The sequence below is a fragment of the Collinsella sp. TF07-1 genome (assembly GCF_003437235.1).
In the GTDB taxonomy this organism is placed as follows: Bacteria; Actinomycetota; Coriobacteriia; order Coriobacteriales; family Coriobacteriaceae; genus Collinsella.
This window is the reverse complement of the sequence record NZ_QSRV01000009.1, coordinates 18597-31949: the sequence shown is the minus strand read 5'-3', so window position 1 is coordinate 31949 and position 13353 is coordinate 18597. Positions and strand designations below refer to the sequence as shown.

The 13353-nt window shown below is 59.7% G+C and carries 10 protein-coding genes and 1 tRNA gene; 3 read left to right on the top strand and 8 right to left on the bottom strand.

The window, feature by feature from the left end:
• Nucleotides 1-37 precede the first annotated feature (37 nt).
• From DXC67_RS05045 to DXC67_RS05035, 3 genes are all read left to right on the top strand, one after another.
• A complete protein-coding gene (locus DXC67_RS05045) occupies nt 38-616 on the top strand; it encodes a manganese efflux pump MntP family protein (protein WP_117637598.1) in 579 nt (192 codons plus the stop codon).
• Nucleotides 617-743: 127 nt separating this feature from the next.
• Complete coding sequence (locus DXC67_RS05040) at nt 744-1175, top strand: helix-turn-helix domain-containing protein (RefSeq protein WP_199410618.1); 432 nt, start codon at nt 744-746, stop codon at nt 1173-1175.
• Complete coding sequence (locus DXC67_RS05035; protein WP_117637596.1) at nt 1176-2480, top strand: type II toxin-antitoxin system HipA family toxin; 1305 nt, start codon at nt 1176-1178, stop codon at nt 2478-2480.
• Nucleotides 2481-2607: 127 nt separating this feature from the next.
• Here DXC67_RS05035 and DXC67_RS05030 read toward each other — a convergent pair whose 3' ends face one another.
• The 8 genes from DXC67_RS05030 to ispE all read right to left on the bottom strand — a co-directional run bounded on the left by DXC67_RS05030 (nt 2608) and on the right by ispE (nt 13352).
• On the bottom strand, nt 2608-4065 hold the full coding sequence (locus DXC67_RS05030) for an aminoacyl-histidine dipeptidase (protein WP_117637595.1): 1458 nt from the start codon (nt 4063-4065) through the stop codon (nt 2608-2610).
• Nucleotides 4066-4391: 326 nt separating this feature from the next.
• Nucleotides 4392-7034 (bottom strand): ATP-dependent Clp protease ATP-binding subunit, encoded by a 2643-nt coding sequence (locus tag DXC67_RS05025; RefSeq protein ID WP_117637594.1) that lies wholly within the window; start codon nt 7032-7034, stop codon nt 4392-4394.
• Nucleotides 7035-7333: 299 nt separating this feature from the next.
• A complete protein-coding gene (locus tag DXC67_RS05020) occupies nt 7334-8902 on the bottom strand; it encodes a threonine/serine exporter ThrE family protein (protein ID WP_199410616.1) in 1569 nt (522 codons plus the stop codon).
• A 418-nt stretch (nt 8903-9320) separates the two neighbouring features.
• Nucleotides 9321-11285: a lysine--tRNA ligase gene (gene lysS, locus DXC67_RS05015; RefSeq protein ID WP_117637593.1), complete on the bottom strand. Its 1965-nt coding sequence runs from the start codon at nt 11283-11285 to the stop codon at nt 9321-9323.
• Nucleotides 11286-11364: 79 nt separating this feature from the next.
• Nucleotides 11365-11835 (bottom strand): transcription elongation factor GreA, encoded by a 471-nt coding sequence (gene greA, locus DXC67_RS05010; RefSeq protein ID WP_117637592.1) that lies wholly within the window; start codon nt 11833-11835, stop codon nt 11365-11367.
• A 106-nt stretch (nt 11836-11941) separates the two neighbouring features.
• Nucleotides 11942-12217, bottom strand: coding sequence for a twin-arginine translocase TatA/TatE family subunit (tatA, locus tag DXC67_RS05005; RefSeq protein WP_022094895.1), 276 nt, complete (start codon nt 12215-12217; stop codon nt 11942-11944).
• Nucleotides 12218-12329: 112 nt separating this feature from the next.
• Nucleotides 12330-12406 (bottom strand) — tRNA-Pro (locus tag DXC67_RS05000).
• 49 nt (nt 12407-12455) lie between these two features.
• Complete coding sequence (gene ispE, locus DXC67_RS04995) at nt 12456-13352, bottom strand: 4-(cytidine 5'-diphospho)-2-C-methyl-D-erythritol kinase (protein WP_233503165.1); 897 nt, start codon at nt 13350-13352, stop codon at nt 12456-12458.
• Nucleotide 13353 lies beyond the last annotated feature (1 nt).

The window sequence follows — 13353 nt, the reverse complement described above, 5'->3', positions numbered from 1 at the left end:
GTACACGCGGGCCCGCCCGCAGAGAGGGAGCCAGACTATGGGACTCGCAGAGCTCGTGTTGCTCGCCGTTGGCCTTTCGATGGACGCCTTTGCCGTTTCCATCTGCAAGGGCCTTGGCATGAAGAAGATCAACCTTAAAGTTGCCGTGGTGCTCGGCTTGTTCTTTGGCGGCTTTCAGGCCGGCATGCCCGTAATCGGATGGGCACTCGGCAGTCAATTCATGGGCATCATCGGACCCATCGACCATTGGATCGCCTTTATCCTTTTGGCCTTTATCGGCGGCAAAATGCTGTGGGAAGCCTTTACCGAGGACGAGAATGAAGGCGACGGCAAGGATACCGAAAAGATTGACCTGGGCGAGTACCTGATCCTCGCCATCGCCACCTCAATCGACGCCCTAGCCGTAGGCATCTCATTTGCGGCGCTCTCGGTTGACATCGTTCCCGCTGTATCGCTTATCGGCGTCACAACGTTTATCTTCTCCGTCGCCGGCGTAGCGATCGGCCACACCTTTGGCGCGCGGTACGAAAAACCTGCCACCATCGTGGGCGGCATCGTGCTCATCCTCATCGGACTTAAGATCTTGCTTGAGCATCTGGGGATTTTGGCGCTGTAACGCCAAACACAATCGCTCAAAACTCAACGCCAGTACAAGGCCTCATGCAAAGTTTTGCATGAGGCCTTTTCGTGCAGACTTTTGCATGTCATACTGATATGCAAAAGTCTGCATGTTGGAGATCGCCATGGATACCCTTCCCATCACCACACCACGCCAAGCTGGCATCTATGTGCGTCAGGCACGCGAGTCGCAGGAAATCACCCGTGCGGCCCTCGCTAAAAAAGCCGGCGTTTCGGAGCGCCTGCTCGCATCGCTCGAGCTAGGAGACGCCACGGGTATTCGGCTCGACAAGTTACTGACCGTCTTTAACGCACTCGACATAGGTCTCTTTGCGCAAAGCGATAACGACTCCATCGCATCGCCCTCCGAACATCCGACGACGATAGCGGACCTCCCTATCGCGAACTCGAATGCCCTGCCAAAGCCAAGCGTAGGCAGACAACCCGCCCGACAGGGAACGCCATCTTCCTATGGTGCCCTGCTGGCCCAAATCGCAGCCGAGCAAGGCCTTTCCGACACTTCAGACCTCTCCTTTGGCTGTAAGGTTGTGAAATAAATGGCAGAGATGGAGCTTGCGACCCTCATTTGTGGCGAAATCGCAGGCACTCTCCGGCAAGACGAGCATGGACTCTGCAGCTTTGTATACGCCCCAACCTATCGCGGAGCACCACTATCGCTTACAATGCCGCTTTCCAATCGCACGTATGGCCATAACATCGTCCGCCCGTTCCTATTTGGCCTTTTGCCCGACAGCCAAGAGCAGCGTCGCGCTATTGCCACCGAGCATGACGTTGCATCCAACAACCCCGTCGCCCTCTTGTGCCATATCGGTCTTGACTGCGCGGGGGCCGTTCAGTTTTGTCGAACCGATCAATTAGGCGCCGCCCGCGGCAGGGTCTCGGCATACCGCCCGCTTACCAATTCTCAAATCGCTCACAAGCTCAAAGCAATTCGCGATGACGAAAGAGAGACATGGATGGGCTCCAACGAAGGCTGGTCCCTGGGCGGCAACCAAGGCAAATTTGCACTAGCTTGGCATGATGGCCAATGGTGCGAATGTCTAGGGTCATCCCCCACTACCCATATCTTCAAAAATGGTGTCGTTGGGTTCAAACATCAGGCCTTAAACGAATTCGTCTGCATGAAAACGGCTCGGCGTGTTGGCATTCCAACTGCCAACGTCTCCTATTGCACATTTGAAGACGAAGCCGCGCTCGTCGTTGAACGGTACGACAGAATGGTCAATAGCAGCGGAAATATCGAAAGGCTGCATCAGGAGGACTTTTGCCAGGCGCTCGGTGTATTGCCAAGCCAGAAATACACCGCCGACGGAGGACCAACCACACGAGACATCCAAGAACGACTGATTAACACAGTCCCCCACCACATGAATCTTGTGCTTTTTACCTATATGTTGTTCTATAACGCCATTATCGGAGCGCCTGACGCACACGCTAAAAACTACTCGCTCATCCTAGGCAAAGGCACAAACGCAGCGCTCGCACCCATGTACGATGTCGCATCGGGCTTGGCGTACGAGCGTATGCGCCGCCGGGCGCGCCTTGCCATGAGCGTCGGCGGCGAAAATCGAGTGGGGCGCATCGGTCCAGGCGCTATCCGCCGATACCACGGTATGGGCGACCCCGCGCTGGAGGCGGCGCTCACCGATGCCGGGCTATCCGAGAAGTTTTGCTTTGCGACCATGATGGACCTCGCCTACGAGGTGCCCATTTGCATGGAAGAGATCATGGACGAATACGCCGACCTGCCCGGCATGGCGGACCTGCGCGAGCACATGCTCGGCCCCGTCCGCGAAAACTGCCAGCGCACCCTCGACCTCATCAAGGCGGATATGGGCTAGGCGCCAATCAATCCACATTTCTTAAAAGAAGAGGGGGGGGCACCCGTCGCAAAAGTTCGGATGCCCCCTCTCGTAATGTCATTTGCAATCCGCTAGCACGTGGCTCGAACTGCTGCTAGCGCGACCCTTACGCGGCAAGGCGCTTGAGGACGTCGATGAGCAGCTCGTAGAAGCGCTCGGCAGAAGCGAGCTCCATGCTCTCGTCCGGGGTGTGGACATCGGAGAGCGTCGGGCCCACGGCGATGGCGTCCAGGCCGTGCAGGGCCTCAGCAAACAGGCCGCACTCAAGGCCAGCGTGAATGGACTCGATGCGCAGCTCGGAGCCAAAGAGCTCGCGATAGCTCTCGACAAAAACGTCGCGGACCGGCGAATGCTCGGCATAGCTCCAGCCGGGATACTCGAACTCGAACTTGGCGTCGAAGCCCAAGACATCGGCCAGCGTCTGCAGGCGGTCCTTGAACTCGTTCTGCAGCGAGGTGATCGAGGAGCGCGGGGACAGCATGATCTTGACCTGGTCGTCGGAAGTGGCGACCACGCCGATGTTGGAGGAAACCTCGACGGAGCCGTCAGTGGCGACGTTGCGGCGAATCACGCCGTTAGGGGCAAGACGCAGGGCGCGGATGAGGGCAAGCGCGGACTTCTGATCCATGGCCTCGACCTCGGCGTCGTCGGCAATCTCGACGGTGCAGGTAAAGCCGGGGTCGAAGACCTCGAGCTCGGCAGTGACGTCGGCGATGATGTCCTTTGCGATCTGGGCCGCGGCCTCGGCGGCAGCGTGGTCGGCGTAAACCAGCTCGGACTTGCACTCACGGTTGATGGCGTTGTCCTTAGTGCCGCCGTTAAAGCTAACGATGGCGGGCTCGCCGGCGACCATCAGGCGGTCGATGATGCGGGCCATGATGAGGTTGCCGTTGCCGCGCTCCAGGTTGATATCGTTGCCGGAATGACCACCCAGTAGGCCGGAGATGTCGAGCGTGAGGGTGCTGCCGGTCTTGTGCTCGCGCACGATGGGGCAGGTGTAGGTAACAACGACGCCGCCGGCGCAGCTGACGGTGGCAACGCCCTCTTCCTCGGAGTCAAGGTTAATCATGGTGCGGGCGCTAATCTGGGACTTGTCGAGCGTCTCGGCGCCGACCAGGCCAGTCTCCTCGTCGGTGGTGAATACGCACTCGAGGGCCGGATGAGCAATCGAATCGTCGTTGAGCACGGTAAGCATCAGAGCGACGGCGATACCGTTGTCGGCGCCCAGAGTGGTGCCGTTAGCGGTGAGGACGCCGTCCTTGACGACCAGGTCGATACCGTCGGTCGTAAAGTCGTGCTCAACAGAGCCCAACTTGTCGCACACCATATCGATGTGGCCCTGCAGCATCACGGTCGGAGCATTCTCGGCGCCGGCAGAAGCGGGCTTGCGAATGATGACGTTGTAGACCTCGTCCTGGTACACATCGAGGCCGCGCTCCTTGGCAAACGCAACCAGGAAATCGCTGATGCCCTTCTCGTTGCCAGACCCACGGGGGATCGCGCTGACCTCCTCAAAGAAATGGAACAGCTGGGCGGGCTCGTAGCCGGTGATCTTGTAATCCATGGTGCCTCCTTGGCGCAACTGATTAGACAGTAAGACATGCGCCTTGTATATTCCCAGACTTTGCGTGCATAAACCAGTCGAAAACGCCGAGCGCCCTTGCATCATCGGCTAACGGCGGGGAAACGCTACTTTATTAGAATAAAGTAGGTTAGACGGGCCGCGCCAAAGGGACGTTGGACCCTTCAACCAACCTCAACGCTTGATCAACGTTTATGCATACGCCATTGATATGTTTAATGAGATCTACTTTGAACGAAGGGTCCTTTTTCAACAGAAAAAGGGCGCTCCTTTGGAACGCCCTCGTGGACACAAGGTTTTGTTACGCCCTACAGCGCGCCAGAGCCGGCTTGCATCATACCGCCGGGGCCCGAGGTCACGCCGCCGCTCACGGGCGCGGCGTTGCCGGTGTGCGGTGCCGCCGGGGCGGTATCGCCACCGAGCGTGCCCGCCGGACGCGGTGCCGGGATCTCGCCCGTGCCATGGCTAAAGACAAACTTGCCATCGGCCACGTCGCACAGGACGGTATCGCCCTCACCCCACTCGCCGGCCAGAAGCTCCTCGGACAGCGGGTCCTCGATGAGCTTTTGAATAGCACGGCGCAGCGGACGCGCACCGTTGGTGAGGTCGGTGCCCTCGGCCACGATCTTGTCATAGGCCGCATCGGTGAGCTTGATGTTCATGCCGTTGGCAATCAGGCGCTGGCGCAGATCGTCCACCAGCAGGTGAGCGATCTTGGTCAGGTTCTCGCCCGAGAGCTTCTGGAACACCACGATGTCGTCGATGCGGTTGAGCAGCTCGGGGCGGAACAGGCGCTTGAGCTCGCCCATGGCGCGGCCGCGGATCTCACTCGAGGTGAGGCCCTGCTCGCCGGTGGTGCCAAAGCCAACGCTTGCATCCTGCGCAATCTCGCGGGCGCCCACGTTGGACGTCATGATGATCACGGTGTTGCGGAAGTCGACCGTCTTGCCCTGGCTATCGGTCAGACGACCCTCTTCCAGCACCTGCAGCAGGATGTTGAAGATATCGGGGTGCGCCTTCTCGATCTCGTCGAACAGCACGACCGAGTACGGGTGGCGACGAACGGTCTTGGTGAGCTGGCCGCCCTCATCGTGACCGACGTAACCCGGAGGGCTGCCGATGAGCTTGGAGACCTCGAACTCGCTACCGAACTCGGACATGTCGAAGCTGATGAGTGCGTCCTTGCTGCCAAAGAGGTACTCGGCGAGCGTCTTGGCAAGCTCGGTCTTGCCCGTGCCGGTGGGACCAAGGAAGATAAAGCTGCCGCCGGGGCGACGCGGGTCCTTGAGCGGCGAGCGGCTGCGGCGCACGGCCTTGGCAACGGCCTCGACAGCCTCATCCTGACCGATGATGCGCGTCTTGAGCACGCTTTCGGTCTGCAGCAGGCGCCGGCTCTCGCTCTCGGTAAGCGAGGATACCGGCACGCCCGAAGTCACGGACACGATATCGGCGATCTGACTCACATCGATGGTGAGCGGGCTGGCGTCGAGCTCGGCGGTCCAGGCAGCCTTGGCCTCGGCGAGTTCAATCTCGGCAGCCTTCTGCTGCTCGGTGATCTCGGCGGCCTTGTTCATGTCGTCGCTCTCGGTGGCCTCCTGCGCGGCGGCCTTGAGCTCCTCTATGCGATGCTCGGCCTCGCGCACCGGCTCGGGCGCGCGGTTGGCGGCGATGCGAGCGCGGGCACCGGCCTCGTCAATGAGGTCGATGGCCTTATCGGGCAGGAAGCGATCCTGGATGTAGCGGTTGGAGAGGTTCGCGGCGGCCTCGATGGCACCCTGCGTGTAACGCACGTGGTGGTGCTCCTCGTAGCGTGGCTTGAGCGCAGTCAGAATCTTGACGGTGTCCTCGACACTCGGCTCCTCGACATCGATGGTCTGGAAGCGACGCTCGAAGGCCGGGTCCTTGGTGAGGTACTTGCGGAATTCCTCGGCCGTGGTGGCGCCGATAATCTGGAAGGCACCGCGCGCGAGCACAGGCTTGAGCATGGAGCTCGCGTCGATGGAGCCCTCGGCAGAACCGGCACCGATGATGGTGTGCATCTCGTCGATAAACAGGATGACGTCGTCGGCTTCGGTTGCCTCCTGGATTACGTTCTTGAGGCGCTCCTCAAACTCACCGCGGTACTTGGCGCCCGCCACGAGGCCCGGCAAGTCGAGCGTCCAGATGTTCTGGTTCATAAGGTTCTCGGGCACGTTGCCGGCTGCAATCTGCTGAGCCAGACCCTCGACGATGGCCGTCTTGCCCACGCCGGGGTCGCCCAGAATGAGTGGGTTGTTCTTGGTGCGGCGCGAAAGAATTTCCATCATACGCTGGACTTCCTTTTCGCGACCAATCACCGGATCGAGTTCGCCGTCGCGCGCCTTCTGCGTAAGGTTGGTCGCGAACTGCTTAAGCGTATCGGTGCCGCTCCCCTTTTGCTGGGAGGCATCCGAGCCGCTAAAGAACGGCAGGCCCGTACCGGGACGACCAGCACCGGCGCCAGCGAGCGGGCGCTTCTTATCCTGGTCCTTGGCGGTGAGTTTCTCGATAGCCTTTTTGATGGAGGCGGACGACACACCCAGGCGCATGAGGATGTCCATGGCCATGCCGTTGCCCTCTTCGACGATGCCGATCAGCAAGTGCTCGGTCGACACGTAGGTCTGGTTGTTTTCACGCGCCACGCGGAATGAACGCTCCATCACGCTAATGACGAGCGGCGTAAAGGCGAGCTTGGCCGCCTCGGTCTCCTCACTGGGCTCGGGAACCGTGGTCTGGACCTCTTTGAGAGTATCCATGATGTCATCGTAGGAGATGTCGAGCGAACGCAGTGCCTCGGCGGCAATGCCCTCGTCCTCCTTAGCGAGTGCGAGCAGCAGGTGCTCGGTACCCACCTTATTTGAGTGAAGATCGAGCGCTTCTTGCTTGGCCATGGACATGACCTTGCGCGCGCGATCGGTAAAACGGTCTAACATGCTAGTTCCTCTTAGACGAGCTAGTTTTTTCAAACGCAAAGCGCCGCCCCGCGGCAGCGCTTTGGTCTCTTTACCCATATGGAGTATATGTTAACCGTTGGGACCTTTCCCGCCCGTAGCCGCGCGACAACGTCTACAAAAAAGGAATTGCCAGGTGCCTCTGCATCGGCCCAACGAGCGTGGATTTTCGGACACCCATTCCACGAGCGTGGATAATCTCCCGTTTTGAGCCCGTAAACAGGCCAAAAACGGGAGATTATCCACGTTCATGTTTTGCGGATCAGTTTCATTTGCACCAATTAGCTGGTGTGGCGCCAGCGAGGGTCGGTGAGCGTACGCGCCACACCCAGGCCAACGGGCAAAAACGCCACGATGAGCACTGCACGCACAAACCAGCCGAGCATATTGACCGTGTCGAAGGTGCACATGTAATACATCGAGCGATACAGATACAAGCCCGGCACCATAATGACAATCGATGGCACCGTGAGGGCGATACGTGGGTAGGTGAGCTTGATTTCGGCTAAGCTCGCGAGCAGCCCCGATACCAACGCACCAGTAAACGCAGCCGCCTCGGGAGGCATGCCCGCACTCAGGCCCAAGAAGGGAAGCAGCGTCGGCGCATCGACGAGCGTAAGGCGCAAGGTATTAGACACGGCGCCGATCAGCCCAGCTGCCGCGGCCATCTTTACCGGGCTGTTGAACATCACCGAGAAGCCGAATACGCCAACGAAGCTCATCACCACGCGCAGGAGCGTAAGGGCAAGCGGCGAAAGGCCGAGCGGGGCAAAATCATCCGGTGCCAGCCCCACACACTCGGCAACCATCCAGCCCACAAGGGTCGCCATCACAATAATCGACACGGCATACGAAAGACGCTCAATGCCGCTTCGCATATCGAGCTTAGCGATGTCGAGGCCTGCCGTAATGAGGGGAAAGCCGGGAATCACAAAGAGCATGGCGCCGATATAGCCTTCTTGGTGCGACATTGCCCCCGGTACGACCTGGCCAAGGCCGAGCAATGCCAGCAGATACGAAACGCAAGCGAGCGCAACGCCAATCGTCAGCGCGCTAAACTGGCCAAGACCCTGCTTGAGAATATGAGAGCGAGCAAAGTTGCCAACACCAGCGCCTACGAATGCGCAGGCCATCTCGATAGGGCCGCCGCCGAGCAAAAAGACGAAGGCGCCGCAAGCACAAGCTGCCGCAAGGCCCTGTTGCCAGGGAGAGTAATCGGGTTTTGAACTCTCAACGGTCTTGAGCATCTCGTGGTATTCGTGCACGGTAAACCGGCGCCCATACGTCTCGATTTCCTTTAGGAAGCTCTCCATCATCCAAATGCGATGGGTATTGACTCCCGTTGTGGGCAGGCTGACAACCTCGTTAAAGCAGTGGCCATCTTCGATGCAGGTGCACTCAAACGACAGAAGACTTAAGTCAACGTGGACGGTGACACCGAGTACGGCGGCAACGCGATTCATGGTATCGCGTACACGCCAGGCACCCGTTCCGCTCGCGAGCATAAGCATACCGGTGCGGCAGATGATGGATGACTTATCGGTGAGCGGCGCATCGACGGCAAGCTCATCGCCTGCCGTCACGATCTGGTGCCAGTCTGTTTTCATATGGAGTGCGCCGGCACGAACACCGTGGTGCATGGGGGCTCTCGAAAGCAGCGAGTCAAGGCGCGAAGACTGTGGGGGCTCCGTTGATTCGTCCTCAACCTCATCAGTCTCTTCATCGACCAGATCAAATGAGTCAAGCGATGCCGGCTCGCGACGATCGATTAGCTCCTCATCCTCATCGTCAAAGTAATTGAACTGATCGAGCATGTCCTCTTCGATTGCACGCTCGCTCGCATCGTCCATACAGGCGCTCCCTTCCTACCGACTAACCCCCATCCTAGGCAGCAACGGCTAAAGGAAACATAAAACAGACGACTGTCATGCATGGAAGGCGTAAACCCCCAATGCACCGGTAGACCCCAGGCGGCTAGGACCGTCCCCAAGTGCCGGCACAAGAGGAACGTCCCTAAGTGCCAACCAGGGCAACGCCACAGGTAGAGGACGGACAGCGAAAGCCCGCCAGAGCGAGCAAGGTGCCTTCAAGCAAAATGGCGCCGCAGGTTGAGCATAAGTCAGCGAGCGGGTCGCATTTGAGACAAGGTGACGTGAAACGAAAGGGCGCTGACCTTCTGGTCGCGCCCTTGAAGTTGAACGTCAGATTGTCCAAATGCGGCCCGCGCAGCGTCGAGCCGTTACGCGGTTCTACGAACCGCGTAACTAGTTAGTACATCTTTGCGCCGGCGGGGATGGAGGCGTCGAGCTGGATCAGGTTGAGACGCTCCTCACCATCCTCCTCGTGGATAGCGCTGATGAGCATGCCGCAGCTGGGAATGCCCATCATCTTGCGCGGCGGCAGATTGGTGATGGCGAGCAAGGTCTTGCCGACCAGGTCCTCGGGCTCATAATAACCGTGAATGCCGGAGAGGATGGTACGGTCGGTGCCGGTGCCGTCGTCGAGCGTAAAGTTCAGCAGCTTCTTGGACTTCTTGACGGCCTCGCATGCCTTGACCTTCACGGCGCGGAAGTCGCTCTTGGAGAAGGTATCAAAGTCGACGAACTCCTCAAACAGCGGCTCGACGGCAATCTTGGAATAATCAACCGTGGGCTTGAGCGGCTTGACGAAGGGGCTCGCGGCGTTGCCGGCCTCGGCAGCCTTGGCGGCAGCGGCACCGGACTGGAAACCCTTCTCGGGCTTCATGTGCGGGAACAGTAGCACGTCGCGGATGGAAGCCTGGTTGGTGAGCAGCATGACCACGCGGTCGATACCGATGCCGATGCCGCCCGCAGGAGGCATACCGTACTCGAGGGCGCGCACGTAGTCCTCGTCGTACTCCATGGCCTCGTCGTCGCCGCCAGCCTTCTCGGCCATCTGGGCGGCAAAGCGCTCGGCCTGGTCGACCGGGTCGTTGAGCTCGGAGAACGCGTTGGCGTACTCGTGACCGGCGATAACCAGCTCAAAGCGATGCGTCAGGCGCGGATCGTCCTCAAAGCGCTTGGCAAGCGGGCTGACCTCGATGGGGTAATCGCACACGAACGTGGGGTTGACGATGGTGTCCTCGCCCAGCTCATCGTAAATCTCGGCGATGATCTTGCCAGCAGTCCACTCGGGCTTAATCTCCAGGCCCTTCTCGCGCGCGGCGGCAGCAAGCTCCTCGACCGGCGTGTCGATGGTGACCTGCTTGCCGAGCACGTCGGAGACGATGTCGGTCATGGGACGGCTGGCCCACTCACCAGAAAGGTCGATGGTCTGGCCCTGGTACTCGATAACCTCGGGGTTGCCGATGGCCTTGTTAGCCGCCTTGATGACACCCTGGGCGAGCGCCTTCATGCCCTCGAGGTCGGAGAAGGCACGGTAGGCCTCCATCGTGGTGAACTCGGGGTTGTGGGTAAGGTCCATGCCCTCGTTACGGAAGATACGGCCGATCTCGAACACGCGCTCAAAACCGCCGACGATGCAGCGCTTGAGGTGCAGCTCGGTGGCAATACGCAGGTAGCACTCCTGATCGAGCGCGTTGAAGTGCGTGATGAACGGCTTAGCCGTAGCGCCGCCCTGGATGGTCTGCAAGATGGGGGTCTCGACCTCCATGTAGCCGTCGGACTCCATAAAACGACGGAAGGTGGAGAGAATCTGCGAACGCTTACGGAAGGTCTCGCGAACGTCGTCGTTGGCGATCAGGTCGACATAGCGCTGGCGATAGCGGGTCTCCTTGTCGGAGAGGCCGTGGAACTTCTCGGGCAGCGGACGAACGGCCTTGGCAAGCAGGGTCGCACTCTTAGGGGCAACGGAAAGCTGGCCGCGCTGGGTGCGCACGACCACGCCGGTCACGCCCAGGATATCGCCAAGGTCGAGGGCCTTGAGCGTGTTCCAAGCGGTCTCGTCCATGTCATTGATGCGGCAGAACAGCTGAATCTCGGCAGTCGCATCGCGCACGACGATGAACATAATCTTGCCCTGACCGCGCTTGGCGACCACACGGCCGGCGATCTTCACGACGTCCTCGGTGTCCTCACCATCGGCAAGCTCGGCGTGCTTTGCCTCGATATCGGCGACGTAGTCCTCAAGCTCAGAGTGTTCGGGATAGGGGTTCTGGCCCGCCTCGAACAGGGCGGCGCGCTTGGCCAGGCGGGTGGCGCGCTCGTCGTTGAGCGTCGATGCCTGATCGGCGGCGTTCTGGTTCTCTGCCATAAGTTAGCTCCTCAAACTAAAACGCTCCCCAGGATTCGGTCCCAGGGAGCGAAAACATACCTTTACGCGGGACCGTGGTCTAGCGTGCGATCTTGGCGATGGTGTAGACGCGAGTCTTGCCGGAAGGCGTAACGACCTCGACGGAATCGCCCTCGCCGTGACCGATGATGGCGTGACCGACCGGAGACTCGTTGGAGATCTTGTGCTCGAGCGAGTTGGTCTCGGTGGTACCGACGAGCGTGACTTCCATGACCTCACCGTTGGGATCAATCAGAGAAACGGTGGAACCGATGGAGACGGTCAGGTCGCCCGTGCTGGCAGCGATCTGAGCGTTGGCGAGGATGGCCTGGATCTCGGCAATACGAGCGGCGTTCTGGGCCTGCTTGTCCTTAGCGGCGTCATACTCGGAGTTCTCCGAAAGGTCGCCGAACGCGCGGGCTTCCTTGATGTCCTCGACGATCTCCTTGGCGTAATCGCCCTCACGCCAAGCGAGCTCCTCGACGAGCTTCTGGCGGCCCTCAGCGGTCAGTACGATCTGGCTTGCGTCCATACGGATATCTCCCCAACTCTGATCAAACAATCAACTGTCAACAAAACGAAAAAGACCGGCTAGCCTGCGGGCAAGCCGGTCAGGTGCTCACCCCAAAGGGATGGGACTACTCTGCGTCCGCGTCGCTGTCCTCTGCCTGCTTCTTCTTGGCAGCAGCGAGCTTGGCCTCGAGCTCAGCGATCTCCTTGTCCTCCTCGGACTGCTCGACCACGACCTCCTCGGCCTGCTTGGTCTCGGCCTTATCGTCGCCCTCCATACCCTCGCGGATATTCTTGACGGTAGAGCCGAGGGACTTGCCGAGCTTCGGCAGGTTCTTGGGCCCGAAGATAATCAGGACAACGACGAGAATAATGATGAGCTCAGGAGCCCTCAGTCCAAACATGTAGACCTCCACAATACAGCGAGACAAGCTCGAATGAGTATACCGCGGGTATCGCGGTATCACAACAATAGCTAAAAAAAGGGACCGCAAGAAGCGGTCCCTCCTCATGCTCTGGTCGGGTTGACTGGATTTGAACCAGCGACCCCTGCGTCCCGAACGCAGTGCTCTACCAAACTGAGCCACAACCCGTTAGCTCGACTATAGTAACAAAGATTTTCGCCGCGTGCTAGATAAATTTTTATTTCTTTGGCGCTTCAATGCGAACCGTGTCGGAAACGAGCTCCGTTGCATAAGCCCACCAGCCGTTTTGTTGAGCCGTCGCCGCAAGATTGGCTGCCGTGGCGGCGCTATCGCAGAGAGCAAACGAGCAGGCACCCGAACCGCACACGTTTGTGGCAATGGTACCGTCCTGTGAACGAAGCCAGTCGAGCACCGTTTGAATCCGCGGCTCCATCTGCGCGGAAATGACACCCAGGTTGTTGTGGACGAGCGCGTAGGCCGCCTCTGCGTCTCCCGAGCGAAGGGCAGATGCGATCGCTCCGGGCTTGTCCGCAGGCGCTGGGGTCTCGTCAAAACGTCGATAGGCTTCAATTGTTGAAACGCTTGCCTCGCGCGGCTTAACCAGCACGACGGGTGTCGCGGGAAGTGCGGGGTACTCGGTTGCCAGCACGTCTCCCCCACCCACGTAAAATGCAGGGCTGGCATGCAAAAAGAAGGGAACGTCGGCGCCAATGCCGCGCGCGATGTTGTCCAGCGCGGGATCGGCACGGTCGATACCCCACAGCTCTGCCAAGGCGACAATGACCGCCGCGGCATCCGTCGAAGGACCGCCCAGGCCGGCACACAACGGGATGCACTTCTCGATCGTGATGCAGACGTTGGCTTCACGACCATAATGCTCGGCCATAGCGAGCGCAGCACGATACGCCGTATTCTTTTGCATGGGAAAATCTGATGCCGGAACCGTCTGAACGGCCAGCGCCTGCGCCGGCGTGACCGTCACGGTATCGGAAAGACCGACGGCTGCCATCAGAGAATCGACCCTGTGGTAGCCGCGGTCATCGCGCTCGGTATGAACCCCCAGGTAGAGGTTAATCTTTGCCGGCGCGGAAAGAGTCAGGGACCGATCGGTCACC

Excerpts from the sequence above, each read along its gene's own strand:
- DXC67_RS05035 (WP_117637596.1), top strand. The coding sequence starts at position 1,176 with ATGGCAGAGATGGAGCTTGCGACCCTCATTTGTGGCGAAATCGCAGGC.
- lysS (WP_117637593.1), bottom strand. The coding sequence starts at position 11,285 with ATGGCAGAGAACCAGAACGCCGCCGATCAGGCATCGACGCTCAACGAC.
- DXC67_RS05040 (WP_199410618.1), top strand. The coding sequence starts at position 744 with ATGGATACCCTTCCCATCACCACACCACGCCAAGCTGGCATCTATGTG.
- DXC67_RS05045 (WP_117637598.1), top strand. The coding sequence starts at position 38 with ATGGGACTCGCAGAGCTCGTGTTGCTCGCCGTTGGCCTTTCGATGGAC.
- greA (WP_117637592.1), bottom strand. The coding sequence starts at position 11,835 with ATGGACGCAAGCCAGATCGTACTGACCGCTGAGGGCCGCCAGAAGCTC.
- DXC67_RS05020 (WP_199410616.1), bottom strand. The coding sequence starts at position 8,902 with ATGGACGATGCGAGCGAGCGTGCAATCGAAGAGGACATGCTCGATCAG.
- DXC67_RS05030 (WP_117637595.1), bottom strand. The coding sequence starts at position 4,065 with ATGGATTACAAGATCACCGGCTACGAGCCCGCCCAGCTGTTCCATTTC.
- DXC67_RS05025 (WP_117637594.1), bottom strand. The coding sequence starts at position 7,034 with ATGTTAGACCGTTTTACCGATCGCGCGCGCAAGGTCATGTCCATGGCC.
- tatA (WP_022094895.1), bottom strand. The coding sequence starts at position 12,217 with ATGTTTGGACTGAGGGCTCCTGAGCTCATCATTATTCTCGTCGTTGTC.